General features: G+C 58.0%; 28 protein-coding genes and 2 tRNA genes. 18 read left to right on the forward strand and 12 right to left on the reverse strand.

Annotated features, from left to right (window positions below; translation table 11 throughout):
- Position 1 precedes the first annotated feature (1 nt).
- The 7 genes from GC131_03895 to GC131_03925 form a co-directional block, all read right to left on the reverse strand.
- A complete protein-coding gene (locus GC131_03895; GenBank protein MBI1273212.1) occupies positions 2–685 on the reverse strand; it encodes a hypothetical protein in 684 nt (227 codons plus the stop codon).
- 101 nt (positions 686–786) lie between these two features.
- Positions 787–1,311, reverse strand: a complete 525-nt coding sequence (locus tag GC131_03900; GenBank protein ID MBI1273213.1) for a hypothetical protein — start codon at positions 1,309–1,311, stop codon at positions 787–789.
- A 215-nt stretch (positions 1,312–1,526) separates the two neighbouring features.
- A complete protein-coding gene (locus GC131_03905) occupies positions 1,527–2,168 on the reverse strand; it encodes a hypothetical protein (GenBank protein ID MBI1273214.1) in 642 nt (213 codons plus the stop codon).
- Positions 2,169–2,257: 89 nt separating this feature from the next.
- Positions 2,258–3,358 carry a chorismate synthase gene (gene aroC, locus GC131_03910; GenBank protein MBI1273215.1) on the reverse strand — a complete coding sequence of 367 codons (1,101 nt, stop codon included), beginning with the start codon at positions 3,356–3,358 and terminating at the stop codon, positions 2,258–2,260.
- Positions 3,359–3,367: 9 nt separating this feature from the next.
- On the reverse strand, positions 3,368–4,195 hold the full coding sequence (gene fabI, locus GC131_03915; GenBank protein ID MBI1273216.1) for an enoyl-ACP reductase FabI: 828 nt from the start codon (positions 4,193–4,195) through the stop codon (positions 3,368–3,370).
- A 114-nt stretch (positions 4,196–4,309) separates the two neighbouring features.
- On the reverse strand, positions 4,310–5,281 hold the full coding sequence (locus GC131_03920) for a DnaJ domain-containing protein (GenBank protein ID MBI1273217.1): 972 nt from the start codon (positions 5,279–5,281) through the stop codon (positions 4,310–4,312).
- A gap of 79 nt (positions 5,282–5,360) precedes the next feature.
- Positions 5,361–5,837: a glycine zipper 2TM domain-containing protein gene (locus tag GC131_03925; GenBank protein MBI1273218.1), complete on the reverse strand. Its 477-nt coding sequence runs from the start codon at positions 5,835–5,837 to the stop codon at positions 5,361–5,363.
- A 113-nt stretch (positions 5,838–5,950) separates the two neighbouring features.
- Between GC131_03925 and pdxH the strand changes: the two genes are divergently transcribed.
- From pdxH to GC131_03940, 3 genes are read left to right on the forward strand one after another with little or no spacing between them, the layout of a single operon-like run.
- On the forward strand, positions 5,951–6,562 hold the full coding sequence (gene pdxH, locus GC131_03930) for a pyridoxamine 5'-phosphate oxidase (protein ID MBI1273219.1): 612 nt from the start codon (positions 5,951–5,953) through the stop codon (positions 6,560–6,562).
- Positions 6,563–6,567: 5 nt separating this feature from the next.
- Positions 6,568–7,395, forward strand: a complete 828-nt coding sequence (gene kdsB / locus GC131_03935; protein ID MBI1273220.1) for a 3-deoxy-manno-octulosonate cytidylyltransferase — start codon at positions 6,568–6,570, stop codon at positions 7,393–7,395.
- Positions 7,392–7,988: a histidine phosphatase family protein gene (locus GC131_03940; protein MBI1273221.1), complete on the forward strand. Its 597-nt coding sequence runs from the start codon at positions 7,392–7,394 to the stop codon at positions 7,986–7,988. Before kdsB ends, GC131_03940 begins: the two co-directional genes overlap by 4 nt.
- A 151-nt stretch (positions 7,989–8,139) precedes the next feature.
- On the opposite strand, the gene GC131_03945 is transcribed toward GC131_03940, so the two are convergent.
- Positions 8,140–8,805 (reverse strand): outer membrane beta-barrel protein, encoded by a 666-nt coding sequence (locus tag GC131_03945; GenBank protein MBI1273222.1) that lies wholly within the window; start codon positions 8,803–8,805, stop codon positions 8,140–8,142.
- 319 nt (positions 8,806–9,124) lie between these two features.
- On the opposite strand from GC131_03945, the gene GC131_03950 reads away from it, so the two are divergent.
- Complete coding sequence (locus tag GC131_03950; protein ID MBI1273223.1) at positions 9,125–10,738, forward strand: GNAT family N-acetyltransferase; 1,614 nt, start codon at positions 9,125–9,127, stop codon at positions 10,736–10,738.
- A gap of 56 nt (positions 10,739–10,794) precedes the next feature.
- On the opposite strand, the gene GC131_03955 is transcribed toward GC131_03950, so the two are convergent.
- Both GC131_03955 and GC131_03960 read right to left on the reverse strand, forming a co-directional pair.
- Positions 10,795–11,967: a hypothetical protein gene (locus tag GC131_03955; GenBank protein MBI1273224.1), complete on the reverse strand. Its 1,173-nt coding sequence runs from the start codon at positions 11,965–11,967 to the stop codon at positions 10,795–10,797.
- 433 nt (positions 11,968–12,400) lie between these two features.
- Complete coding sequence (locus GC131_03960; protein MBI1273225.1) at positions 12,401–12,799, reverse strand: DUF393 domain-containing protein; 399 nt, start codon at positions 12,797–12,799, stop codon at positions 12,401–12,403.
- A 510-nt stretch (positions 12,800–13,309) separates the two neighbouring features.
- Between GC131_03960 and GC131_03965 the strand changes: the two genes are divergently transcribed.
- Positions 13,310–13,510 carry a hypothetical protein gene (locus GC131_03965; protein MBI1273226.1) on the forward strand — a complete coding sequence of 67 codons (201 nt, stop codon included), beginning with the start codon at positions 13,310–13,312 and terminating at the stop codon, positions 13,508–13,510.
- Between the two features lie 41 nt (positions 13,511–13,551).
- Here GC131_03965 and GC131_03970 read toward each other — a convergent pair whose 3' ends face one another.
- Together GC131_03970 and GC131_03975 are read right to left on the reverse strand one after the other, a co-directional pair.
- On the reverse strand, positions 13,552–13,938 hold the full coding sequence (locus tag GC131_03970) for a hypothetical protein (protein MBI1273227.1): 387 nt from the start codon (positions 13,936–13,938) through the stop codon (positions 13,552–13,554).
- A 570-nt stretch (positions 13,939–14,508) separates the two neighbouring features.
- Positions 14,509–14,583 (reverse strand) — tRNA-Thr (locus GC131_03975).
- Between the two features lie 144 nt (positions 14,584–14,727).
- On the opposite strand from GC131_03975, the gene GC131_03980 reads away from it, so the two are divergent.
- The 13 genes from GC131_03980 (at position 14,728) to GC131_04040 (ending at position 23,477) form a co-directional block, all read left to right on the forward strand.
- Entirely contained in the window at positions 14,728–15,720 is a 993-nt protein-coding gene (locus GC131_03980; protein ID MBI1273228.1) for a dipeptide epimerase, read from the forward strand.
- A 213-nt stretch (positions 15,721–15,933) separates the two neighbouring features.
- Positions 15,934–16,488, forward strand: a complete 555-nt coding sequence (locus tag GC131_03985) for a dCTP deaminase (GenBank protein MBI1273229.1) — start codon at positions 15,934–15,936, stop codon at positions 16,486–16,488.
- Between the two features lie 2 nt (positions 16,489–16,490).
- Positions 16,491–17,777 carry a UDP-N-acetylglucosamine 1-carboxyvinyltransferase gene (gene murA / locus GC131_03990; GenBank protein MBI1273230.1) on the forward strand — a complete coding sequence of 429 codons (1,287 nt, stop codon included), beginning with the start codon at positions 16,491–16,493 and terminating at the stop codon, positions 17,775–17,777.
- Entirely contained in the window at positions 17,774–18,241 is a 468-nt protein-coding gene (locus tag GC131_03995; GenBank protein ID MBI1273231.1) for a DUF2948 family protein, read from the forward strand. Before murA ends, GC131_03995 begins: the two co-directional genes overlap by 4 nt.
- Positions 18,241–18,744: a UPF0262 family protein gene (locus GC131_04000; protein ID MBI1273232.1), complete on the forward strand. Its 504-nt coding sequence runs from the start codon at positions 18,241–18,243 to the stop codon at positions 18,742–18,744. Before GC131_03995 ends, GC131_04000 begins: the two co-directional genes overlap by 1 nt.
- 81 nt (positions 18,745–18,825) lie before the next feature.
- Entirely contained in the window at positions 18,826–19,044 is a 219-nt protein-coding gene (gene infA, locus GC131_04005) for a translation initiation factor IF-1 (GenBank protein MBI1273233.1), read from the forward strand.
- Between the two features lie 20 nt (positions 19,045–19,064).
- Positions 19,065–19,652: a septum formation protein Maf gene (gene maf, locus GC131_04010; protein ID MBI1273234.1), complete on the forward strand. Its 588-nt coding sequence runs from the start codon at positions 19,065–19,067 to the stop codon at positions 19,650–19,652.
- Positions 19,649–20,737, forward strand: coding sequence for a hypothetical protein (locus tag GC131_04015; GenBank protein ID MBI1273235.1), 1,089 nt, complete (start codon positions 19,649–19,651; stop codon positions 20,735–20,737). The genes maf and GC131_04015 overlap by 4 nt, the downstream gene beginning before the upstream one ends.
- Positions 20,738–20,950 carry a DNA gyrase inhibitor YacG gene (yacG, locus tag GC131_04020; GenBank protein ID MBI1273236.1) on the forward strand — a complete coding sequence of 71 codons (213 nt, stop codon included), beginning with the start codon at positions 20,738–20,740 and terminating at the stop codon, positions 20,948–20,950. It abuts the gene before it with no gap.
- An 87-nt stretch (positions 20,951–21,037) separates the two neighbouring features.
- A tRNA-Phe gene (locus GC131_04025) sits at positions 21,038–21,113 on the forward strand.
- 22 nt (positions 21,114–21,135) lie between these two features.
- Positions 21,136–22,044 carry an EamA family transporter gene (locus GC131_04030; GenBank protein ID MBI1273237.1) on the forward strand — a complete coding sequence of 303 codons (909 nt, stop codon included), beginning with the start codon at positions 21,136–21,138 and terminating at the stop codon, positions 22,042–22,044.
- Between the two features lie 68 nt (positions 22,045–22,112).
- Positions 22,113–22,679: an elongation factor P gene (efp, locus tag GC131_04035; GenBank protein MBI1273238.1), complete on the forward strand. Its 567-nt coding sequence runs from the start codon at positions 22,113–22,115 to the stop codon at positions 22,677–22,679.
- A gap of 6 nt (positions 22,680–22,685) precedes the next feature.
- The gene (locus GC131_04040; protein ID MBI1273239.1) at positions 22,686–23,477 is read left to right on the forward strand and encodes an inositol monophosphatase; all 792 of its coding nucleotides are present in this window, start codon (positions 22,686–22,688) and stop codon (positions 23,475–23,477) included.
- The last annotated feature ends 55 nt before the right edge of the window (positions 23,478–23,532 follow it).

Consider the following 23,532-nt stretch of genomic DNA (forward strand, 5'->3'; position numbering starts at 1 on the left):
ATCAGATGGAGCCCGACGGTTTGAACTGCATCATGTTTTTCATGGCATCATTCTTGTTGGTGGCGACATTCTGCTGCGTCGCGGATATTTGCATCATCTTGCCGAATTCGGTTGGCGCGCGGCTTGATGACGTACGTTCGGCCAGCAAAAGGTTATAGAGGATGCCGGGGATGCCGCCGTCTTCGTGTTTGCCGCTGCGGATACCTTCGTCCTGCCGCGCCTTGGGGCCCCAGAAAAGCTCGATCACGCGCGTATCACGCGTGCCGCGCTTTTTCCTTTTCTTGATAGGGAGGCCGGTTTCTTCGTCAATTTCCTCTTGCTGTTCTCCGGTGTCATCCCACTTGCAATCTTCCCAATTGACGAACAGGAAATCCTGCATCGAGCTGGAGATGAAGGGGAAGTTGACCAGCAGTTCACGCAACATCGCGGCCGCCTTGAAGATGGCCTCTTCTTCCAGTTCCCGGATCTTGGCTTTTTCTTCGTCGGTCTTCATACCCTTGCGGATGGCGTTGACGACGGCGGCGCAGTTATCCTTGAGCTTGCGGGCCCATTCCGCGGCTTCCTGTCCGCGTATGACTTCGCCATTTTCGTTATATATTTCGCTGATGGTACGGAAGCGCTTCACGAGACATTCCGACCAGTACCACCAGTCGTTAAAAGGGGCGCGTTGGCTGTATGATTGCATGATTTCTCAAATCCGCTTTGCAACGCAACGGTTGGCGTTGTTTTGTGCATCTTAAGATTCAGGGCCCGTTATGGCAACCCGCATAAGCCGGGGGCTGCGCGTTATTCAATGCCGCCCGACTTGCGCAGATGCGATGTGCGGGTTTCGGCCCAGCGGCGCGCGAGATCTGTGCGCCGGTTCCGTTCGTCGGGCGCCACCGGCATGGCCGTGGCGGACGTGCGCAGCGGCCTGTCTGTGCCGCGTTCTTCACGGTCGAGCAGATTGCTGATCACCCAGGGCAACATGCCATCGAAAGCGTTGCCGCTGCCGATGCCTTCATTCTTTGTGCCGACGGGGCCCTTGAACAGATCGGCGGCGAGCCGGCCATTGCAATCGCCGGTCCAGCTTGAGCGCAGAAGCTGCTGCATATCGAGCGAGATTTCTGGCAGCTTATCGATCAGCTCCGTGCATAATACGGTCAGGCTGTTGATGCGAAGCTCGTCGTATTTCGAGCCATCTTGCCCGGTCTTGAAACCGGCATGGCTGTGCAGCCCGTCTTCAAGCGTCGTCTGGCGCAGCTTGACGAGGAACACGTCGAGGTCGCGGGCTTTGCCGTCCAGCTTGTTATTGCGGTAAACCGTGGACACAGTTGTGAGCCGCCTAATAAGCGCTCCGGAGGCCTGCATCCATTCATCAAAGGATGCTTTTGTTTCAGGCGTGGGCATAACTACCCCATTAAATAATCAAATCAGGTGTTTATGATATAGCGGTCGTCGCTGAATCGCAAGGAATGAAAGTGAAAAGTGCGACGGCCCGTATTTATTTGCAGAGTTAGTTTCTTAGCGTTTTCAGGCTGTTTTGATCAGGCGGCCGGTTTGGGAGCCACGTTGAATATGCTGCGCATCATGCGCTCTTCGCCATGCATGCGGTTATCCATCTCGTAGCCGAGGGCGGGCATGGAGCCGGGCGTGATGCCATCGCGGGGCTTGAGAGCACCCATATAAAGGAAGCCGACCTGTCCCAGAATCATGTTGCGCATCACGAAGGTCAGGTAGCCAGGGCGGGGCCAGCCATCGGCGATGCCGCGGGGATTGTCATAATCCGGATAGCCAAAAATCATGGCGGCGCGCAGCGTCTTGAAGCCTATGCCGCCATTGTCGCCGTCGGTTTGTTCGCCCTTGCGCCGTTCCGGCACTTCGCTAAAACCCGCGCGCCAATCGTCGCCCAGCAGGTCTTGCAGCGTTTCCGCCGTTTTGGGCAGCTCGCGCAGGAAGCGCCTGTAGATCATCGCATAGTTCTGGCGGTACAGCTCGTCGCGCTGACTGTCTTTGGTTTTGAGCCAAAGTTCCTTCAGCTCGGCGCGGTAAAATTCAAAAAACTTGGCTTCCTTTTCGCGGGCATGCTCGAACAAAGTTGCCGCGATCACGCCCATGCGGTCATAGACGATATCGCTCCATTCTTCCCAGACAATCATGGGAAGCTTTTTTTCGGGCACGAGAAGCATCGGTCAGGGTATCCTTGAGGTGAGGCGGCGGATTATGGTCCGTTCGCGGCAAAACACAAGCGGTTAGAAGCGAGGCATGGTAGGGGCGGCTATTTACGGGTTTTTCCGGGTTTCCGGTCCGGGCGCATAGCTTTGTAACGCAGCAGGTGGTCGGCAAGCACGCAAGCCATCATAGCTTCGCCGATCGGCACGGCCCTGATCCCGACGCATGGGTCGTGCCGGCCCTTGGTTGTTATATTGGTATTGTTGCCACGAATATCAATGGTCCGCCGCGCCGTGAGGATCGAGCTGGTCGGTTTCACGGCAAAACGCACAACGACATCCTGCCCGGTCGAAATGCCGCCCAGAATACCGCCCGCGTGGTTGGAAAGGAATTTCGGCAAGCCGTTCTTGCCCTTGCGCATTTCATCGGCGTTATCTTCGCCCGCCAGTTCGGCCGCGGCAAAGCCATCGCCCACTTCCACGCCTTTGACGGCGTTGATGGTCATCATCGCGCGCCCGAGATCGCTATCGAGCTTATCGTACACAGGGTCGCCCAGCCCGGCGGGAATGCCGGATGCCACAACTTCAATTACCGCGCCGGTGGATGAGCCTTGCTTGCGGATATCGTCAAGGTAACCGGCCCACAACGCCGCGGTCTTTTTGTCGGGGCAGAAAAACGGGTTCTTGCCGACCTCGCTCCAGTTCCAGCGGTTGCGGTCAATTTTATGCTTGCCGATCTGGACCAGCGCGCCGCGGATTTTGATTTTCTCGCCGAGAATTTTGCGGGCTATGGCGCCGGCCGCGACCCGGCAAGCGGTTTCACGCGCCGATTGCCGGCCGCCGCCGCGATAATCGCGCACGCCGTATTTTGCCCAATAGGTATAGTCGGCATGGCCGGGGCGGAACTTTTCGCTGATATCGCCATAGTCCTTCGATCGTGCATCCTGATTTTCGATGATGAGCGCGATGGGCGAGCCAGTGGTTACGCCTTCAAAGACGCCCGAAAGGATTTTGACCGTATCGGGTTCCTTGCGCTGGGTCGTGAAGCGCGACTGGCCGGGTTTACGCTTATCGAGATAACCCTGAATATCCTGCGGGCCGAGCGGGATTAGCGGCGGCGCGCCGTCAACGACAACGCCAATGGCGGGCCCATGGCTTTCACCCCATGTCGTGAAGCGGAAGAGGGTGCCGAAGCTGTTGCCTGCCATGGTGCGCCGTTACGCCGGTTTCGTTGTATTGCTGAATTCCTGCAGCATGGTAGCCAGTTCGCCTGCGGCATCGACATTCATCATGCCGATCGCGTGGTACCCGGCATCGACATACAGTACTTCGCCCGTCATGCCGGTGCCAAGATCGCTCAGCAGATACAGGGCGGTGTTGCCGACCTCCAATTGCGTGACGTTGCGCTCGAGCGGGGCATTCAGCTCGTTCCAGCGCAGGATATGGCGGAAATCGCCGATGCCGCTGGCGGCCAGCGTTTTGATTGGCCCTGCCGAAATGGCGTTGACGCGGACCGCTTCGCGGCCAAGATCGGCGGCCAGATACCGAACGCTGGCTTCAAGCGCGGCCTTGGCTACGCCCATGACATTATAGTGCGGCATCACCCGCTCTGCGCCGATATAGCTCAGCGTCAGCAAGCTGCCGCCTTCGTTCATCAGCGGTACGGCGCGCTGCGCAACGGCGGTCAGCGAATAGCAGGATATATCCATCGTGCGGAGGAAATTATCGCGCGTGGTGTTCAGATAGCGTCCATCGAGTTCCTTCTTGTCGGAAAAGGCGATGGCGTGCACGACGAAATCGATCTTGCCCCATTGCTTTTTGATTTCGGCAAATGTGGCATCGAGGCTGGCTTCGTCCGTAACGTCGCACGGCAGCAGCATGTTGCAGCCAATGGATTCGGCCAGCGGCCTGACGCGCTTGAGCAGCGGTTCGCCCTGATAGGTGAAGGCCATTTGTGCGCCCTGCGCGGCGGCGGCGGAGGCTATGCCCCATGCGATGGAGCGGTCGTTCGCGACGCCCATCACAAGCCCGCGCTTGCCTTCCATCAGATTGCCCTTTGCGGGCGCGGTTAGAATTGTTGCCATAAGAGCCTCGTTACTGTCTTGCTGCTTTCAATCTACACGACTGATTCAATTGGTCAAACTCGCTTGAACATACGCCTACCAGCCCAGTTTTATGCGCGGATCATAGCTGTATTTCCGGGACCATTTCTCAACCGCCTCGGTCAGCTTGTCGTCTGGCGGTTCGGGCAGCACGATTTTCAGCTTTACATGCTGGTCGCCCGCCGCGCCCGCCTTGCCATGGGGTACGCCCTTGCCCTTGAGCCGCAGCACGGTGCCCGTGTTGGCCCCGCGCGGCACCTTGACCGCGACGCTGCCGCTGAGCGTTGGTACCTTGATGCTGGCGCCGAGAAGCGCTTCGCTGATGCTGACCGGCGCTTCAAGAAGAATGTCATGGCCCTTGCGGGTAAAATAGGGGTGGGGTTCGGCATGGATTTCGATGATCGCGTCGCCCGCCTCCCCGAGCCCGGGCAAACCCTGTCCCTTCAGTCGCAGCTTGCTGCCGTCATCCGTGCCTGGTGGAATGGTGACATCGATGGTTTTGCCCGAAGACATCGTTACGCGCCGCTTGCTGCCGAGACAGGCATCGATAAACGGCACGCTCAGGGAATAGCTGACATCGCTGCCGCGCGCCTTGACTTTGTCTTCCGCCGCCGCGCCGCCGCGCCGGCGCATGCCGAACAGATCGGCGAACAGATCTTCCCCGAAGCTGGAGAAGGGGTCGCCCTCTCCGCCGCCCGTGCCCGCGTTTTGGCCAGCGCCTTGTCTTGTATAAGTGCGATAGCTGCGCGTACCGCCGTGCCCGGGCTGACCGGCGCCGTAGTTACCAAACCCGCCACGCTCGTTGCCGCCCGCATCGATTTCGCCGCGGTCATAGCGGGCTTTGTTGTCGGCATCCGAAAGCAGATTGTAGGCGGCGGTGACTTCCTTGAAGCGTTGTTCTATGTCTTTTTTGTTCGGGTTAAGATCGGGGTGCAACTGCTTGGCAAGCTTACGATAGGCTTGCTTTATTTCCTCGGCCGATGCCGATTTCGTAACGCCAAGGACTTGGTATGGATCGCGCATTGCCATGGTGTGGACCGGTGCCGGAATCAGAAGGGACCCGGACGCAGCGCCCGAGTCCCTCCCACAATACTATAAATCAGCCTGTTTACTGAACGATCTTCCAGGAACCATCAGGCTGCTGGCAGGCGCGGCCAAAGGCTTCCTGTACCTTGCCGCCGACCGTGATGGTCTGCTGGAATTCACGGCAATAGGCGCCGGTGTTCGTGTAACCATCGCGCACGGGCGTGACCGAACCGTAATTGCCGCTTTGCGGATTGTTCCAGACGATCTGTTCGCCGACCGGGGCACTGTAGGCCCGCGTTTCGGCATAGCGCAGCTGATTGCGATCGGCAGAGTCGAGCGAGGTGCCGATCTCGTTGCCAAGCCAGGCGCCAAGCAAAACGCCGGTTGCGGTGAAAATGGTTTTGCCGGTGCCGCCACCGAACTGGTTGCCGAGCAAGCCACCGAGCGCGGCACCGCCGAGCGTGCCGGCAGTTTGTTTCTGGCCCCAGCTGTCGGATTGGCAGGCCGTGAGAGCAAGCGCCGCGGCAAGCACCGGGGCAAGAAGCATAAAGCGTTTCATGCGGAGATTCCTCATACGCTGTTGTTGAAAGCGGATCCTTGGACTAACATAACGCCGCTAGTCTAGCGTAATGGGCAATTTGGGCGCAACTGTGTCATCCGAAGGGCATATCCATGACTGAACGGGTTGCGGGGCAAAGGATTATCGCCACGGCGGACCCGTACGAGCTTTTCGCCGCATGGCTGGCGGAAGCCGAAAAAACCGAACCGAACGATCCGAACGCGATGGCGCTTGCTACCGTTGGCCCCGACGGCACGCCTTCCATCCGCATGGTTTTGCTAAAGGGGTTTGACCAGTGCGGGTTCGCTTTTTTCACCAATCGGCAAAGCCGCAAGGGCGAGCACCTAGAAAGACATCCGAAAGCCGCGGTATGTTTGCACTGGAAATCCCTGCGGCGGCAGGTGCGCGCCGAAGGCGCGGTCGAGGCTGTAAGTGAGACCGAAAGCGATGCCTATTTTGCCAGCCGTCCGCGCGGCAGCCAGATAGGCGCATGGGCATCGGCGCAATCTTCGCCGCTCGATCACCGGGCCGAGTTGGAAGCCAGCGTTGCGGCGTTCGAGAAGAAGTTTGAAGGCAAAGATGTGCCGCGCCCGCCGCACTGGGGCGGCTACAGGATCAAGCCTGTGTTGATAGAGTTCTGGCACGATCGTCCGCACCGTTTGCATGAACGGCTTGTATATCAGTACAAAGGCGGCAACTGGACCACGATGCAGATGTACCCCTGATGACAATGGCAAAGCCGAAGCAAAATACCGTCATCATTCCCGCACGCTACGGTTCAACCCGTTTTCCGGGCAAGCCGCTGCATCCGATCGCGGGCGTGCCCATGTTGCAGCGCGTCTGGGCGCTCGCGAAAAGCGCCCCGGGCGTCGATGACGCCGTGATTGCGACGGACGATGACCGCATCGCGCAATTCGCCGGCAAGATCGGCGCGCAATGCGTGATGACCGCACCCGAAATCCGCAACGGTACCGAGCGCGTGGCGGCGGCGCTTGATGTGCTTGGCGGCGCGCCGGATGTTGCTGTGAATTTACAGGGCGATGCCGCACTGACGGCGCCTTGGGTGCTCCAGAAAGTTCTGCAGGCCTTTGCAGACCCTGCCGTGCAGATCGCGACGCCCGCCACGCAAATGAGTGCGGAAGCTGCGGAAAAATTCCTGCAAGCCAAAAAAGCGGGCGAGGCGGGCGGTACCACCGTTGTGTTCGGTAAAAACATGGATGCGCTCTATTTTTCGAAAAGCCCTGTCCCGTTCAACCGCCCTTCGGGCGGCGGGCCGTTACTGCACCGGCATATCGGGCTTTATGCCTACCGGCCCGTGGCATTGAAGCAGTTGGTGGCGTTGCCGCCGGGGCCGCTCGAGCAGGCGGAGCAACTTGAACAGCTGCGCGCGCTTGAAAACGGCATTGCGATCCGCGTTGTGCCGGTCGATTACCGGGGGCGCACGCATTGGGGTGTGGATAGCGAGGAAGATGCGCGCCGCGCCGAAGCACTGATCAAGGCGGAAGGCGAATTGCTGCCGGTCTATGATGGCAGCTATCGTTTTACGGATACCGCATGATTGTCCTTGCGCGCCACGGCAACACCTTTGGGCCCGGGGACAAGGTTGTTATGGTCGGTGCGGGTACCGATTTGCCGCTCACGCCGGAAGGCAGGGCGCAAGCGGAACGTGTGGCGGCATGGCTACAAAGAAACGGGCACGTTCCGGCACGCATTATCGCGGGGCCGTTGAAGCGTACGATGGAATTCGCGCAAATTATCGGCATCAAGTATGGCTACAATGTTGTGACGGACCGGAATTTGATCGAACTGGATTACGGCGCTTGGGAAGGCCGGGGCGACGAAGATATAAAGGCCGCAGGCGGCGGCAAAGCGCTGGAAGCGTGGCAGAAACGCGGTGTGTGGCCGGCCGGGGCCGGCTGGGGCGAGTCGGCCGATATGGTGCGCGCCCGTGCGGCAAGGGCGCTGGAAGCGTGCCGCGGCGATGCGACAACGTTTTTATGCACCAGCAACGGAATTTTGCGCTTCATTCATGCAATCGCGACCGGCGAGCCGCCTTCGGATAAAGCCAAGGTCAAGACCGGACATCTTTGCGTGTTACAGCCGAAAGGCGAAAGCAGCTGGCACGTGGTGGAATGGAACAGCGCGCCGTAAAGGGCAACAAAAAAGCCGGGCAGCTTGCGCGGCCCGGCTTTCTGGAATTTAAACAATCAGCTGAAGCTGCCGCTGCAGGCGCTAAGCACAGTGGCCATCGTGGCGAGCAGGGTGATCACAACAATACGCATATTACTTCCTCCTGGATTGATTAGAGTTGGAACCTGTAGTTGAAGCCGACGCGCAACGTATGGTTATCGGACCCGCCGGTCACGGCCGTGCCGCCGAGCGTCGAGGTTTCCTTGGGCGCATCGACATACAGATATTCGAGCCGCGTTGACCAGTTGTCCTTCAGGGCGATATCGACGCCCGCGCCTGCGGCAATGCCAACATGGGTGCTGTCGCCGGTGGCGGCCGTGCCCGCGAGCTTGGATTCGGATGTCGTGAAGCCGACACCTACGGTCGCGTAAGGCAGGTAGCGACCCAGTGCGTAGCCGAAACGACCGCGCAGGGTGTACTGCATGTCTTCTTCGAACGAGCCCGCGCCTGCGGTGGAGGCATCAATGTCGATGAACGAGAAATCGAATTCAGCGCCAATCACGAACTGGCTGAACTGGACATTGTAGCCCAGCTGGCCGCCGCCCATGATGTTGCCGCCGGTGCCGCCGGGGCCTGCATTGGCGGGGTTGTATTTGAAATCACCCCATGTGCCGCCGATATGGCCGCCTGCATACAGGCCGCCCCACTGGCCGCAACCGCAATCCTGCTGCGGTTCGCCATAAGGCGAGTCCATGTTCTGCGCCGCCTGGGCTGGGGCGGAAAGCATCGCAACGGCAAGGCCGGCGAGCAGGACTGATTTGGTAGGAACGAACTTCATGGGAATCCTCCGGAAAGACGGGAATGCAACAAAACTGAGCGAAGGCTAGCATAAATAAGCAGCTTGTAAGGCCATAAATACCCGGATTTGCTTTTTGTGGCATCAGTGTAATCAAAACGCCACAACGTTAATTATCAGCAGGTTATTTGGAAGAATTAATTTTATTTACAAGCAATGTGCCGGGTTTATCCACATGCAGCAGTTGTATTCGGTTGCGTATTATGTTCGCGCCTGTGGTGTCGATGTGAGCAGCGGCATGCTACCTTGTATCAACAAGAAAGATTCTTCGAAGAACCGGAACAGGGTCGGGTAACAGCGCATGGATGCCAAGAAAATCAATCTGGTTGTCAGACAGGCGACATTCAGGGATGTGCCGGGCATGGTCGCGCTGAGCCAAAAGGTCTATGGCAGCAATGCCAGCCTTGAAGAAGAGATGATCGGCCATATCAGTATCTTTCCCGAAGGGCAGTTCATTGCCGAATATAACGGCGAGATTGTGGGGCATTGCGCCACCTTTATCATTTCCGGCGATCTGGCGCTGCAGCCGCATACGTGGCGGGAAATTACGGGGCATGGCTTCGCATCCCGCCACGACCCGGAGGGCGATTACCTTTACGGCATGGAAGTCGGCGTCAACGAAAAGTTCCGCGGTCTGCGCATCGGCCAGCGGCTATATAACGCCCGCAAAAGATTGTGCCGTGATCTGAAGCTTAAAGGTATCGTGTTCGGCGGGCGCATCCCGAACCTTGCGCGCAAGATCAAGGAAGCCGGCACGGCGCAGGAGTATGTGAAGCGCGTGCAGGAAAAAAAGTACAGCGACCCGGTGCTGAATTTCCATCTTCGCAACGGGTTCGAGATTATCGGCGTGCTCGAAGATTATATGCCGTATGACAAGGATTCACTTGGGTTCGCCACGCATATGGTGTGGAAGAACCCGCTGGTGCAGCAAATCGGCACGAGGCGTTCGGAACAGCGGGGGCGGGCGAAAAACACCGTCCGTATCGCCGCCGTGCAATACCAGATGCGCAAGGTTGGTTCGTTCGAGGAGTTCGGCAAGCAGGTCGAATATTTCGTCGATGTCGCTGCGGACTATGAGGCAGATTTTATCTTGTTCCCCGAATTGCTGACCATGCAGCTTTTGTCGGCGGAAAAGAAAAAGCTTACACCGCAGCAATCTTTGGAGAAAATCACCGGCTTCACCGACGAATATGTCGAATTCATGCAAAAGCTGGCGATTTCATACAACGCCAATATCATCGGCGGTTCACATCTGACGAGAATGACGGACGGCACGGTCGAAAACCACGCATATGTGTTTTTGCGCAGCGGTGCGGTGTATATGCAGCCCAAGCTGCATCCCACGCCGAACGAGCGTTACTGGTGGAACGTGAACGGCGGCAACAAGCTGAAGGCCATTCCGACGGATTGCGGCGAGATTGGCGTGCTTGTTTGTTATGACGCCGAATTTCCGGAACCTGCGCGCTACCTTGTCGATCAGGGTGCCAAGATATTGTTCGTGCCGTTCTGCACCGACGAGCGGCAGGGTTATTTGCGCGTGCGCTATTGCTGCCAGGCGCGCGCGGTCGAAAACCAGATGTATGTGGTGATGGCGGGCGTCGTCGGCAACCTGCCGGATGTCGAGAATATGGATGTGCATTACGCCGAGAGCTGCATCCTTACGCCGTGCGATTTTCCGTTCGCGCGCGACGGGATCGCGGCCGCATCGGACGCCAACACGGAAATGGTGGTGTTCGCCGACGTCAAGATTGATGAGCTGACGATGAGCCGCAATTCAGGCACCACGCAGAATTTGCGCGATCGTCGTTTTGATCTTTACAAGGTGGAATGGAACCCGCGCCCGCCCGCACAGAAGGATAGCGACGTGAAGCTTTTGACGATGCAGGAAGAGGCGAACGGGAACGGGGAAGGCTAGTTGGCCGGTCTTTCTTTCGGCCGGCGAGCCGCACGTTCCGGCCGGCCGAAGCATTGCTACGCGGGTAAAAGTTCGGCCTTTGCATTTAACGTTCTTACGGACGGGGCCGGTCTTTCAAGCTGCATCTTGGCTTTCAGCTTTGCCAGGTATTGTTCCCACGCCACCATCGGCACCTTGCGCGCGCCTTGTTTGCGCATTTCTTCCAGATCCTTGATAAGCTGGTAGGACGGGTCGTTTTCGCTGACGGCGCCGAAATTCTGTTCAAATGTGGCCCTTATATGGGCAAGCATATAATCGATGGAAATGCCGGCGGGGGGTTGTCTTGCGCCAAGCGTTATGTTGCCGCTTTCGCCGATGCTTACCGTTCTATGCCCGGCGAACAGCCTGAGAAATTGTGTGCGGCCGGTATTTTCCCGCATCGATGGCGCGACATCGTATTCCGGTTCCAAATAGTTTACGTCGATCGGCTGGAACCCGAGGCGATGCATGAGCGTCACGCGATCATACGGATCGAGATGCCCTTCCAGGTCTTTATCGATATCGGCAGCCGACATCTTGAGCGGGTCGTTGACCTCGATAAAACGCGTCAAGCCGTGCCGGACGAGGGATCGCCCGCAACCGCCGTTGACGAGATCTCTTGCCGACAGCCTGTCGCCGATTTCAAGCATCCGCGTGCCAAGACCATGTTGGCGCCATTCCGGCATGACAAAATAAAAGATTGTGAAAGCGGAAGGCGGCATATCCGCCCCGTGAACGTCGTGCCCGTAAGCGGCATAGTTGTGGCCGGCCACGACATTGTTTCTATGATCGACAAGCATAACGGTGGATTCCTTGTTGAACCCAATCTTTTGCCGCAAGCCTTGTTCGTAGTTCCTGACAACAAGCCGTCGCCACATCGAGCTGAATGCCGTCTGTTCGGACGGTATGGGGAAGTTGCTTATATATGCGGCGTGGAAGCGGCCGAGCTTGCCGGCTACCGAGGTTAAAGCTTTCCATTCTTCGAAGCGAAGATTTCCGGGATATGTCAGGGCCGCGAACGCAAGGCGAAGATGTGACCGTAAGGTAAGCTTGCCGTTTTTCCCGAACCGCAACCGGGTTCCGAGTTTGTCGATAGCCTTGAGCAGGCCGTCGCCGCCCCTGTCATACATTGCCGCCAGTGTGCGATGTTCGTCTTCATCGACAACTTCAACGGTTCTAAGGTCTGCGTGTGTATCGTGTGTTGCGGTCATAATGCGAACGGGCCTGGCCGGTAAAAAATTGCTTTCCGAAATATCGCGAATATCGCCTTCATGGCGCCTGCGTTTCTGGCGGCGCGAAGCGTCAAAAACTATCAAAGTTTATGGAAAGATATGCGAAAGTAAAAAGAAAAACCCTGCCACGCGTTAACGAAGAAATATTATTACATGCATGTGTTGATTTTGCTGTTAAAATCCATGGTTAATGGACTTGTTCGGTACTGCTAGCAAAGTGGCGTGGTGCCGGGTAAATGGTTGGTAATGGATGGGGCGCCACTGCGTGAAGTCGCCCGCTTTCTTGGCAATAGCGAGGGATGATTGAGAAAGTCTATGGCAAGCATGCACCGGATTGTTTGAGGAGGGCGGTTAACTCGCTCAATTTGAAGTCGAAACCTACGCTGCAATTGTAGCAACGATGATATTTTTATCATGAGCCAAGGTTTTTTATCTTACCAGTACCTTTAAGTGTAATCGCTATATTGCGCGTGAGTTTCATGAACGGATAGGCCAGCGTTGCAAGCGGCCCGAATTGAAACAGGCCGTTGTTGACCTTGTTAAATATTCCCGTGTCTGCACCAAGTTTTGCCATAAGCAACAAGGCATCTCTGCCGTGGTGTAGTTTATCGCGGTATTTAATCACCATGCCTTCGTCCAAATCCAGACCGGCGGCGTTGATTTCCTGCATGATAGGATGCTGCTTCTCTGTTCGTGCGTCCACGACGTGTAATTCACCAACCGATTGCCTGACTTTGTAAAACGTGGCTCCAATGGTGCAGATGGGGCACTCGCCATCATATACGAACCAAATGTCGTCGGCTTTATTCATAAGCCAGTTTCGCCTTGTTTGCTGTTCGGGTATAAGCTGACGATGGTTTTGAGGAATATGTCAATGGGTTCCCCTGAAGGTTTACGCATACTCAACCCTCAAATCACTGCGTTTTGGCAGCTGCATCGATGTTCCAGGTCTTGCCTTTCTTTTATCACTGATGAGCAGGGCGGTTCGGGCCGGGCTGGTCAGGGATTGGGATTTCCTATCGAGTTTGATCGTTCCTTTTATGAACGCCGTCAGATTTCTTGGTAGCCCGCATAGCGGTTTTTTCGTGCGCTGCGCGGGACAAGAAGATGGCAAGCCCACACAAAGGCTATTTGAAATTATTGCGCGGGACGGCAGCGGTCTAGAAATTCCGGTTACGCCCGTTGTCATACTGATCAAGCGAATACTCGCCGGGGAGAATTTTCCGGCTGGTGCTTACCCCTGCATGGGCCTTATATCGCTTGACGAATTCAAACGGGAATTGACCCCGTTTCCTATCTCTCTCACATGGAGAACAGTTGAATGAGCGACGTTCTATTGCGGGATATATTGGGGGCAAAGTTTGATGCCATGCCACCGCTGGTGAAGGAGATGCATAGCCTTGATCGTACCAAGAACGTGCGCGGCACGGCCAAGGTCGTGGGCGGCAAAAACCCGCTTTCTCGGTTGGTGCATTTCATGGCGCGACTGCCGAAGCCTAGGGGGTCAACCTCTTATCAATGATGTGAGTGCCTCGGCGTTAAAGGCCAGTAGCTCTCTGCCATTCACTTCGGCGCGCCGAATAGCTTACCTTGGAAGCCGATAAAGGCGTCACGGATGATTTGCGGGGTTTTACCGAGTGCAGCTGTGGCATCAGATACAGCATGGTATTTCAGTTCCAGCAGGCTGGCGAGCTTGTTCGCTCCAAGCTCGTCGATGCCGCGCTCAATATATTGCCCCAGAACAAAATCGAGAAATTCTTGCAACTTCGGATCGAACGGTGAAAGTGCCGCCGTCCTGCGTTCGGACACGCGCTCAAGGCGCGTGACGGTAGGCAAGGCATAGGCGATATAGGCCAAAACATCAAACAGGTCGCTTTTCTCGGCGTTGATCATTTTGGCGATTTCGCCGAGTTGCTCGCGTCCATAAAGCCGAACTCGAAGGCAAGACATACACCCGCATCATCGACAAAAAACATCAATGGTCGGTCTGGGCCGTGCCGAAGAAAAAGGATGGCACGCCTGACCGCGACAAGGCCATGACGGGCGACGATCTGGTGGAATATGTCAACGATACGCTGTTCCCCTACGACGTAGATAAAAACGGGCGTCCACAAACGGAAGTCTTCGGGTCGATCTAGTGTCAGTAAAACCACAATAAGCGTTATAACATTGACGATAACATCGAGTGACCGAGTAAAATATTTCTCGGTGACGAATACACCCAACACAATCAGCAGTAATCCGCTAGTGAACCATACTTCGGAGTCCTTTGGCGCAGATACAAAGACTCGATCAATAACGAAGTATTTTAGGCTCAAAAGGCCAGCGCCAAAAAGCAGCAAGTAGGCGAGATTCTTAAGCTTGGTCATTGTGAGATAACACGGTCAGGGGCTGAACGGAAAGTGATATCCCCTTCACCGATAGCGCGCTCATGTGATTTGTCCAGCGCGTTATTCTACTGAAACATTAGCCCCCTAATGTTTTTGCTCCGGTTCCCAAAGTATAACTCATTGAAAATAATGGTGCTGCCGATAGGAATTGAACCTACGACCCCGTCCTTACCAAGGACGTGCTCTACCCCTGAGCTACGGCAGCCCCGTGTTGCAAGCCGATTTTTGCCACAGCCCCTCGCGTAAAGCAAATGCGGCGTACGGGGCGCACGAAGCGCCGTAAAATCGGGCTTTTCCGGCGCAGGGATAGGCCATAAGGTGGTTCATCCCCATCAAGCAGCAGGGCCGCATGCCAGCCGAAGCCGATAGCCTGACGATTACCGAAAAAGCATGGCCAACGCGCGGCACCTTCGCCCTTTCGCGCGGCACGCGCACCGAGGTGCGGACGTTGCAACTTGCCTTGTTGCGCGGTGGTGTGCGCGGCGTGGCCGAGGCGGTGCCTTACGCGCGTTATGGCGAAACGCCCGCGAACGTGCGCGAACAAATTAGCAAGGTGGAAGCGGATATCATGGGCGGCGCGGGCCGCGAAGATTTACCGCGGCTTCTGCCCCCCGGCGCGGCGCGCAATCTGTGCGATCTTGCGCTCTGGGATTGGGAAGCGAAAAGCAAACGTGCGCCCGTGTGGCGACTTGCCGGGTTGCCGCAACCGCAACCGGCGTTGACGGCCTTCACGCTTAGCCTCGCGGCGCCCGAAGCGATGGCGGCGGCGGCGCGGGAAGCGGCCGCCTACCCGTTGTTAAAACTTAAATTGGGAACGCCGGAAGATTTGCCGCGCCTTCGTGCGGTGCGGCAAGCGCGGGGGGATGCGCAAATTATCGTGGACGCGAACGAAGGCTGGTCGGCGGACGATCTGCGCGCGCTTGCGCCCGAACTTGCCGCCCGAGGGGTCGTGCTGTGCGAACAGCCGCTGCCTGCGGCGAATGATGAGGCGCTGCGCGGGCTTGAACTTCCGTTCCCGCTTTGCGCCGATGAAAGCGTGCATACGGCCGAAGATTTGCCGCGCATGGCCGGGCTTTATCAGGCGGTCAATGTCAAGCTCGATAAGGCGGGCGGGCTGACGCCCGCGCTGCATATGGCCCGTGCCGCGCGGGAGCAGGGGTTCAGGGTTATGCTCGGTTGCATGGTTGCATCTTCGCTTGCCGTGGCGCCCGCCGCCTTGCTCGCGCCGCTGGCGGATTGGGTCGATCTCGATGGGCCATTGCTTTTGGCGGCAGACCACGCGCCCGCGCTTGTATATAAAGGGGCATGGCTGCAACCTGCCCCGGCAGGCCTGTGGGGCTAGCCGGGCGGGCTTGTTCGCCCCCGGCAGGCGGGTTATAGACCTATGATGGAAAGATTAACGATGCAGGACCGGCAAAAACCGGCGCCCAAGCAAGACCGCGCGGCCCGCCGCGCCGATGCGTTGCGCGACAATTTGCGCAAGCGTAAGGAACAACAGCGCAAGCGCGCTCCGCAAGCGCCGGGCGCAACGATTGTTAAGGAGCAGGAGTAAGTCATGTCGATCATGCCCGACCACTGGATCCGCAAGATGGCGCAGGAAAAGGAAATGATCGCGCCCTTCGTCGAGCGGCAAAAGCGCGACGGTGCGATTTCTTTCGGGCTTTCATCCTACGGCTATGACGCGCGGGTGGCGGACGATTTCCGCATCTTCACCAATATCGATAGCGCGATCGTGGACCCCAAGAATTTCACCGATAAAAGCTTCGTGAACCGCACGGCGGATGTTTGCGTGATTCCGCCCAATTCCTTCGCGCTGGCGCGCACGGTGGAATATTTCAAGATACCGCGCGATATTCTTGTGATCTGCCTCGGTAAATCCACCTATGCGCGTTGCGGCCTTATCGTGAACGTCACGCCGCTGGAGCCGGAATGGGAAGGCCATGTGACGCTGGAAATATCCAACACGACGCCGCTTCCCGCACGCGTCTATGCCAACGAAGGCGTGTGCCAGTTCCTGTTCTTGAAAGGCGAAGGCGCGCCCGAAATTTCCTATGCCGACCGCGGCGGCAAATATATGGGCCAGACGGGCGTGACCCTGCCGAAGCTATGAGCATGGACCGCATACGCATCGTCGGCGGGAAGCCGCTGAAGGGGGCCGTCAAGGTCGGCGGCGCAAAGAACGCCGCGCTGCCGCTGATGGCCGCTTCGCTGCTGACGGACGAGGTGTTGACGCTTTCCAACCTGCCGCATCTTGCCGATATCACCACCATGGCCAACCTGCTCAGCCATCACGGCGTGGGCATTAACCTGAACGGCGACGATGCGGGCGACGGGCATGTCGGCCGCGTTATCGAATTGCACGGCAAGAATATCACCGACACCACGGCGCCTTACGATCTTGTGCGCAAGATGCGCGCTTCCGTGCTTGTGCTCGGCCCACTGGTCGCGCGGCACGGCGAGGCGCATGTTTCGCTGCCCGGGGGCTGCGCGATCGGCACGCGGCCGATCGATCTGCACATTCAGGGTCTGAGACAGCTGGGCGCGGAAATCGAATTGACGGAAGGTTATGTCCACGCCCATGCGCCCGGCGGGCTGCGCGGCGCGGAAATCGTGTTTCCTACCGTGACCGTGACAGGCACCGAAAATCTTTTGATGGCCGCTTCGGTGGCCAAGGGCACGACCCGGTTGATCAACGCCGCGCGCGAGCCCGAAATTACGGATCTTGCAAAATGTCTGATCGCGATGGGTGCGAAAATCGAAGGCGTCGGAACGGGTACGCTGATTGTCGAAGGCGTGGACCGGCTGCATGCGGCGCGGCACGATATTATCCCCGACCGGATCGAGGCGGGCACATTGATCATGGCTGCCGCCGCGACGAACGGCGAGCTGGATGTTGAAGGCGCGCAGATTGAGCATCTGAAGGCTGTCGTGCGCTGGCTTGATGGCGTTGGCGTTTCTGTTGCGCCTTCGGCGCGCGGTGTGCTTGTGAAGCGCAAGAACGGTGCGTTGCGCGGCGTCGATCTGACAACCGAGCCTTTCCCCGGATTCCCGACCGACCTGCAAGCGCAATCCATGGCGCTGATGACGGGGGCGGAAGGCGCCGCCGCGATTACCGAAACCATTTTCGAAAACCGCTTCATGCATGTGCCGGAACTGACGCGCATGGGCGCCGATATCACGGTTCATAACGCGACGGCGATGGTGCGCGGGGTCAAGGCGTTGAAGGGCGCGCCGGTGATGGCGACGGATTTGCGCGCTTCGGTTTCACTTGTGGTTGCAGGGCTTGCGGCGCGGGGCGAAACGGTCCTGAGCCGCATCTATCACCTTGATCGCGGTTATGAGCGGCTTGAAGAAAAGTTGGCGCGTTGCGGCGCCGAGATTGAGCGTATCCGGGGATGACGGAGGCGGGCATGACCGAACAATTCAAGCCGCTGCGGCTGCAGGGCGGCGATGCCGAGGATATTCAGGTGATTGCCGCGATCTTGCAGGATGCGATTGTATCCACGGGCGATATAAGCTTCGATGCTGCGGGAAAGAAATTTCTGATGGCCGCCAGCCGCTTTTGCTGGGAGCGCGCGCAGGGCGACGGCGCTGCCGCATGTGAACGCATCAATTGCGCGGTGCATGTCGAAGGCGTGCGCGCAGTCAAAACATTGCAGATCGATATGAATGACCGCAGCAAGATGCTGGATCTGCTTACGATCATGGCCGAACCCGGCGCGCTTGTGCTGGTGTTTGCGGGCGGCCCGCGGCTGAAGCTCGATATCGAAGGGCTTGCCGTGCGGCTCGAGGATTTCGGACAGCCCTGGCCCGTTAATCGCGCGCCGTGCCACGAACAACAAAGTAGCGCGGAGCAAGACTGATGCAGGGCAACCGCCGGCTGAGCAGCGTGACGATCGAAGATGCGCTTAACGTCAAACGCAACGTGACGGTGGAACAGGAAATTACCACGGCGGTTTCCGACCTTATTGCCGGAAATGTCTTTGACCCTGTTGCTATTTCCGAAGACGGGCCGTACGCGCTTGCGATCCGCGTCGCGAAAGGCACCCTGTACTTCGATATCTCGGACGAGGAAAACAGGGATTTGGGCACGGTCGAGCTGCCGCTCCAGCCGCTCAGCAAGATTATCCGTGATTATTTCATGATCTGCGAAAGCCATATGGCGGCGGGTATCGACAATCACGGCAAGCAGCTGGAAACGCTGGATATGGCGCGCCGCGGCATCCACAACGAAGGCAGCGTGGAGCTGGCCAACCTGCTGCACGGCAAGATCAGCATAGATTTCCAGACCGCCCGCCGCCTCTTCACGCTGGTCAGCGCCTTGCATATAGGCCAGCGGGGCGAGGCGTTGATGGGGGGAGCTTGACGGAAAGCCCGGAAAGGGGCATTTTCCCGCGCCTGTAGGGGTTTCGGCCACGGGCCGCCCCGCATCTGCTCATGAGGGACAATGCCGAAAGAAGACCTGATCGAATTTGCCGGCACGGTAAGTGAAATTCTGCCCAACGCGATGTTTCGCGTAAAGCTGGAAAACGGGCATGAAGTGCTGGCGCACACGTCGGGCAAGATGCGGAAAAACCGCATTCGCGTTCTGGCGGGCGATAAGGTCAATGTCGAAATGACCCCGTACGATCTGAGCAAGGGCCGGATAACTTTCCGGCACAAGTAAGCAACCGAAAGGGGGCAAGCATGGCCGCCCCGCAGCCCGCGCAGCTCGTTCTCGCGTCCGCTTCGCCGCGGCGGGTCGATTTGCTGCATCTTATAGGTATCGTGCCCGCGCTGGTTGAAGCCGCCGATATCGACGAAACTCCACACAAAAAAGAACTGCCGCACAATCTGGCGCAGCGCCTTGCCGTGAGCAAATGCCAGCGCGTGGCAGCGAAGCATGACGGAAAATTCGTGCTTGCCGCCGATACGGTCGTTTCCTGCGGGCGGCGCATATTGCCCAAAGCCGAAACGGATGCCGAAGTTGCCGATTGTCTGAAGCTGCTTTCCGGCCGCCGCCACCATGTTTGTACCGGGGTCGCGCTGATTACGCCTTCGGGCAAGCTGCATAAGCGTGCGGTCGATACGGTCGTGAAGTTCAAACGCCTTACGGATGCCGAAATTGCCGCCTATGTGAAGACGGGCGAAGGCAAGGGCAAGGCGGGCGGCTATGGCATTCAGGGACGGGCGGCGGGCTTCACGGCCTTTATCGAAGGATCGCATTCCAACATTGTCGGCCTGCCGCTTTTCGAAGTGCAACAATTGTTACAAGGCACGGGGTTCTGGCCATGAAGGGTAAGGTTGTCATCGCAACCGATATGGATGGTCGCGAGCTCGCGCTCGTGTTCAACGATGGCGTCGTGAGCGATGTATTTGCCGCGAACCCGCGCCGGGCCGATCTTTCCGGCATGGTGGTGCAGGCCAAGGTGACGCGTATGTTGCCGGGGCAAAAAGCCGCGATCGTTTCGTGGCGCGGCGAAGCGGGCAAGGAAAGCGGCTATGCTTCGCCGTTGCAGGGCAAGCGCGGCGGGGAAAGCCTGTTGCTGCAAATCAAGGCCAACGCGCGCGGCGCAAAACTGCCTTCCCTGAATGCCGATATTGCTTTGCCCGGCCGTTTCCTGATCCATCTTCCGCTTGGCAGGGGCGTGCATTTTTCCAAGCGCATGTCTGAAAGCATTGCCGCACGGCTCAAGCAACAACTGGGCGATCTGCCAAGGCCCGGCGGCTGGGTTGTGCGGCAAGCCGCCGGCGCAGCAAGTGCCGAACAGCTGGCCCACGAAGCCGCCTATCTTGCCGGCGTATGGAAAGATAAGGCCGAAGGCGCTATCGCCATCAGGCCCAACAACACGGTTCAGCATGCGATCGTGGAACATGCGGACTGCGAAAAAATTATCGTTCCCAACAAGGCGGCGCACAAAAAGCTTTGCGCGTGGCTCGAAGCGGCGGCGCCCGATTTGCTTGGGCACGCGGAAGCGGACAAGCCCCCGGCTTCGATTGATCTCGATGCCCTGATGGCGGGGCTGCTGGGTGCCGAAGTTCCGCTCGCGGGCGGCGGCACGCTTATCATTCAGGAAACTGCCGCGCTGACGGTGGTGGATGTGAACGCGGCGGACCGCAACAACTACCTGCAGGTAAATCTATGTGCAGCGGAGGAAGTCGCGCGGCAGATCAGGCTGCGTAACCTTGGCGGCATGATTGTTGTGGATTTTATCCGCCTTCCCAAGCAGGCGGAGCGTGATAAGGTTTTGCAGAAACTGCGTACTGCGGTCGCGGGCGATTCCGCAGGCGTGGAAATATTCGGCTACAGCCGCATGGGCCTTGTGGAAATGACGCGGGTCAGGCGCGGCCAGCCTTTAAGCGAAGTGATGGGGGGCTAAATGGACGGGGACAAGGCAAGGCGGTATCACCCCGGCGCGCCATGCCCGATTTGCGGCAAACCGGCGGCCGAGGGCAAATTCCAGCCTTTTTGTTCGGGCCGCTGCGCGCAAATCGACCTCGGGCGGTGGCTGGGGGAAAAATACCGTGTGCCGACGGACGAATTGCCAACGGACGGTGCTTCGCAGGAAGCCGATTTAGACAAGGATAGCTAGGATTATGGCCGGTCATGCCGGTCGCTGGACAAGCGGGCGCGAGTTTTCTATAAGCGGTGGCCTTGTCTGTTAAGGTTTTTCCAGTATGCCTGGGTAGCTCAGTTGGTAGAGCAGGGGACTGAAAATCCCCGTGTCGGCGGTTCAAATCCGTCCCCAGGCACCATTTGCCGAACAGGCTATCGAGCATGAAGCCGGAAACCGAAAGCCGTTCAAAAGGCATCATCCTGATGGTGCTGACGACGTTTATTTTTGCATGCACGGATACAAGCGTGCGCTGGCTGAATTCCGTTTATTCGCCTTTTCAGATTGCGGCATTTTGTTCCGCTATCGTGACCGCGTTCTATTTTCTGTATGCGTTCTTGCGCGGGCGGTTGGCGGGGCTGCGTTCGCGCCATCCGGGCAAACAGTTTTTACGGACGGTGATTGCCGCCAGCGGCAACCTGATGGCGATCTACACGTTCAAATATCTCACGGTGCCGAACGCCTACGCAATTTTTTATGCCGCGCCGATCATCATCGCGCTGCTTTCAAGCCTGCTGCTGCGCGAGCATCCGACGAAGGTGCAGGGCGCGGCGATTATCATCGGTTTCGGCGGCATGGTTTATATTCTCAGCCCCGACGTGACCGAAAGCGTTATGGGCGTCGGGCTGGCGATGGGGTGGATGTTTTGTTATTGCTGCAACATGCTTCTGATCCGCTCGATGCCGGATGAGCCGAAGCTTACGATCCCGTTCTATACGGCGCTGGCGCTGTTCTGTATTTCCCTGCCGTTCGCGTGGAACGATCTGCCCGCCATTGAAACGGCGCATATTTTGCCGCTTGTTGCCATCAGTATAGCGTGGGGAGCCGGGCTTCTGATGCTGGCGACCGCCTTCATGCTTGCGCCCGCGCCGTTGATCGCGCCGCTGATGTATCTGGAAATGCTGTGGGCGACCATTCTCGGTTACCTTATTTGGCAGACGCTGCCGACGCCGGGCCTTATCAGCGGGGCGCTGGTTATTATCCTCGCGGGGCTTATGATCGTGTGGGATGAATGGCGGCAAGGCCGCCGGAGTTATATCAAAGCCGGTGCCAAGGCCGGGGCTGGGCACTGAAGGCCCTATTTGCTTATTGCCGGAAGCCTTGCTAGAAGCTGCATAACGCAACAACCAAGGCCGTTTTCATGAGAGTCGACGCTAACACGGTCCGCCCGGGCCATGTGCTTGATTTCAACAACAAGCTCTGGGTGGTTCAGAAGATACAAATCGTAAGTCCCGGCAAGGGCGGCGCTTTCATTCAGGTTGTGATGAAGGATGTGCGCGCGGGCACCAAGCTCGATCAAAAATTCCGCACCAGCGAAACGGTCGATCGCGTGCGTTTGGACGAACACGAAATGCAGTATCTTTTTTCCGAAGGCGACATGTTTACCTTCATGGATCAGGCCAATTACGAACAAATCGCCATTCCGCGGGAGATCATCGGCGATCCCGCCGTGTATTTGCAGGACGGCATGGTCTGCACCGTGCAGACATATGAAGGCAGCCCGCTTGGTGTCGAGCTTCCCTCGCACGTCACCCTGACGATCGCTGAAGCCGACCCGGTTGTGAAGGGGCAGACAGCTTCGTCGTCCTATAAACCCGCCATCCTTGAAAACGGTGTGCGCGTGCTGGTGCCGCCGCATATATCGGCCGGCGACCGAATTGTTGTTAGTACCGCTGACAGCAGCTACGTCGAACGCGCCAAGGGATAAGCAGCCATGCCCGTTCGTTCCGCGCTAATTACAGTGATGGCGCGTGCCGCCGAAAAGGCCGCGCGTGGCCTGAAGCGTGATTTCGGCGAGGTCGAACATTTGCAGGTTTCGCGCAAGGGCCCGGCTGATTTCGTGAGCACCGCCGACCTGAATGCCCAGAAGATATTGCGCGACGAACTGGCCCGCGCCCGTCCCGAATTCGATTTTCTGATGGAAGAGGGCGAACAGAAACAAACCGGCAAAGACAATCGCTGGATTATCGACCCGCTTGACGGCACTACCAACTTTTTACACGCCGTGCCGCACTGGTGCATTTCGATCGCCGCCGAATGCAGGGGCGAAGTTATCGCCGGTATTGTATTCGAGCCGCTGCGCGACGAGATGTTCTGGGCCGAAAAGGGCACGGGCGCATACAACAACCACCAGCGCCTGCGCGTTTCCAGCCGCAGCGACCTGAGCGAATCGCTGATCGCGACCGGCTTTCCCTTCAAGGGCAGCAAAAAAGACCCCGCGAGTTTCATGAAGGAAGTTGAGAGGATCATGCCCCAAGTAGCTGGAATCAGGCGGGCCGGGTCTGCGGCGCTTGATCTCGCCTATGTCGCGGCGGGCCGTTATGACGGCTATTGGGAAACCGGCATTAACCTTTGGGATGTTGCCGCGGGTGCCCTTTTGGTCACAGAGGCCGGGGGCTTCATAAGCCCCATTAAAAAGGGCGAAAACCCGCTTATCAGCGGGGCTTTGGTGGCAAGCAACGATCCCCTGCATGACCGTTTGGTCGCCATGGTGCGCGGCACCTGAAATCAGAGCATCCCTTTGATAGCTCTCGACTTTTCGCCAGTTCGCCAGTAGAACA

Source organism: Alphaproteobacteria bacterium, from assembly GCA_016124955.1.
Lineage (GTDB): Bacteria > Pseudomonadota > Alphaproteobacteria > UBA9219 > RFNS01 > RI-461.

Bases quoted from the DNA above. Each gene is read 5' to 3' on its own strand.
- GC131_03895 (MBI1273212.1), bottom strand. From the start codon at position 685: ATGCAATCATACAGCCAACGCGCCCCTTTTAACGACTGGTGGTACTGG.
- GC131_03905 (MBI1273214.1), bottom strand. From the start codon at position 2,168: ATGCTTCTCGTGCCCGAAAAAAAGCTTCCCATGATTGTCTGGGAAGAA.
- aroC (MBI1273215.1), bottom strand. From the start codon at position 3,358: ATGGCAGGCAACAGCTTCGGCACCCTCTTCCGCTTCACGACATGGGGT.
- fabI (MBI1273216.1), bottom strand. From the start codon at position 4,195: ATGGAAGGCAAGCGCGGGCTTGTGATGGGCGTCGCGAACGACCGCTCC.
- GC131_03920 (MBI1273217.1), bottom strand. From the start codon at position 5,281: ATGGCAATGCGCGATCCATACCAAGTCCTTGGCGTTACGAAATCGGCA.
- GC131_03925 (MBI1273218.1), bottom strand. From the start codon at position 5,837: ATGAAACGCTTTATGCTTCTTGCCCCGGTGCTTGCCGCGGCGCTTGCT.
- pdxH (MBI1273219.1), top strand. From the start codon at position 5,951: ATGACTGAACGGGTTGCGGGGCAAAGGATTATCGCCACGGCGGACCCG.
- kdsB (MBI1273220.1), top strand. From the start codon at position 6,568: ATGGCAAAGCCGAAGCAAAATACCGTCATCATTCCCGCACGCTACGGT.
- GC131_03940 (MBI1273221.1), top strand. From the start codon at position 7,392: ATGATTGTCCTTGCGCGCCACGGCAACACCTTTGGGCCCGGGGACAAG.
- GC131_03945 (MBI1273222.1), bottom strand. From the start codon at position 8,805: ATGAAGTTCGTTCCTACCAAATCAGTCCTGCTCGCCGGCCTTGCCGTT.
- GC131_03950 (MBI1273223.1), top strand. From the start codon at position 9,125: ATGGATGCCAAGAAAATCAATCTGGTTGTCAGACAGGCGACATTCAGG.
- GC131_03955 (MBI1273224.1), bottom strand. From the start codon at position 11,967: ATGACCGCAACACACGATACACACGCAGACCTTAGAACCGTTGAAGTT.
- GC131_03960 (MBI1273225.1), bottom strand. From the start codon at position 12,799: ATGAATAAAGCCGACGACATTTGGTTCGTATATGATGGCGAGTGCCCC.
- GC131_03965 (MBI1273226.1), top strand. From the start codon at position 13,310: ATGAGCGACGTTCTATTGCGGGATATATTGGGGGCAAAGTTTGATGCC.
- GC131_03970 (MBI1273227.1), bottom strand. From the start codon at position 13,938: ATGTCTTGCCTTCGAGTTCGGCTTTATGGACGCGAGCAACTCGGCGAA.
- GC131_03980 (MBI1273228.1), top strand. From the start codon at position 14,728: ATGCCAGCCGAAGCCGATAGCCTGACGATTACCGAAAAAGCATGGCCA.
- GC131_03985 (MBI1273229.1), top strand. From the start codon at position 15,934: ATGTCGATCATGCCCGACCACTGGATCCGCAAGATGGCGCAGGAAAAG.
- murA (MBI1273230.1), top strand. From the start codon at position 16,491: ATGGACCGCATACGCATCGTCGGCGGGAAGCCGCTGAAGGGGGCCGTC.
- GC131_03995 (MBI1273231.1), top strand. From the start codon at position 17,774: ATGACGGAGGCGGGCATGACCGAACAATTCAAGCCGCTGCGGCTGCAG.
- GC131_04000 (MBI1273232.1), top strand. From the start codon at position 18,241: ATGCAGGGCAACCGCCGGCTGAGCAGCGTGACGATCGAAGATGCGCTT.
- infA (MBI1273233.1), top strand. From the start codon at position 18,826: ATGCCGAAAGAAGACCTGATCGAATTTGCCGGCACGGTAAGTGAAATT.
- maf (MBI1273234.1), top strand. From the start codon at position 19,065: ATGGCCGCCCCGCAGCCCGCGCAGCTCGTTCTCGCGTCCGCTTCGCCG.
- GC131_04015 (MBI1273235.1), top strand. From the start codon at position 19,649: ATGAAGGGTAAGGTTGTCATCGCAACCGATATGGATGGTCGCGAGCTC.
- yacG (MBI1273236.1), top strand. From the start codon at position 20,738: ATGGACGGGGACAAGGCAAGGCGGTATCACCCCGGCGCGCCATGCCCG.
- GC131_04030 (MBI1273237.1), top strand. From the start codon at position 21,136: ATGAAGCCGGAAACCGAAAGCCGTTCAAAAGGCATCATCCTGATGGTG.
- efp (MBI1273238.1), top strand. From the start codon at position 22,113: ATGAGAGTCGACGCTAACACGGTCCGCCCGGGCCATGTGCTTGATTTC.
- GC131_04040 (MBI1273239.1), top strand. From the start codon at position 22,686: ATGCCCGTTCGTTCCGCGCTAATTACAGTGATGGCGCGTGCCGCCGAA.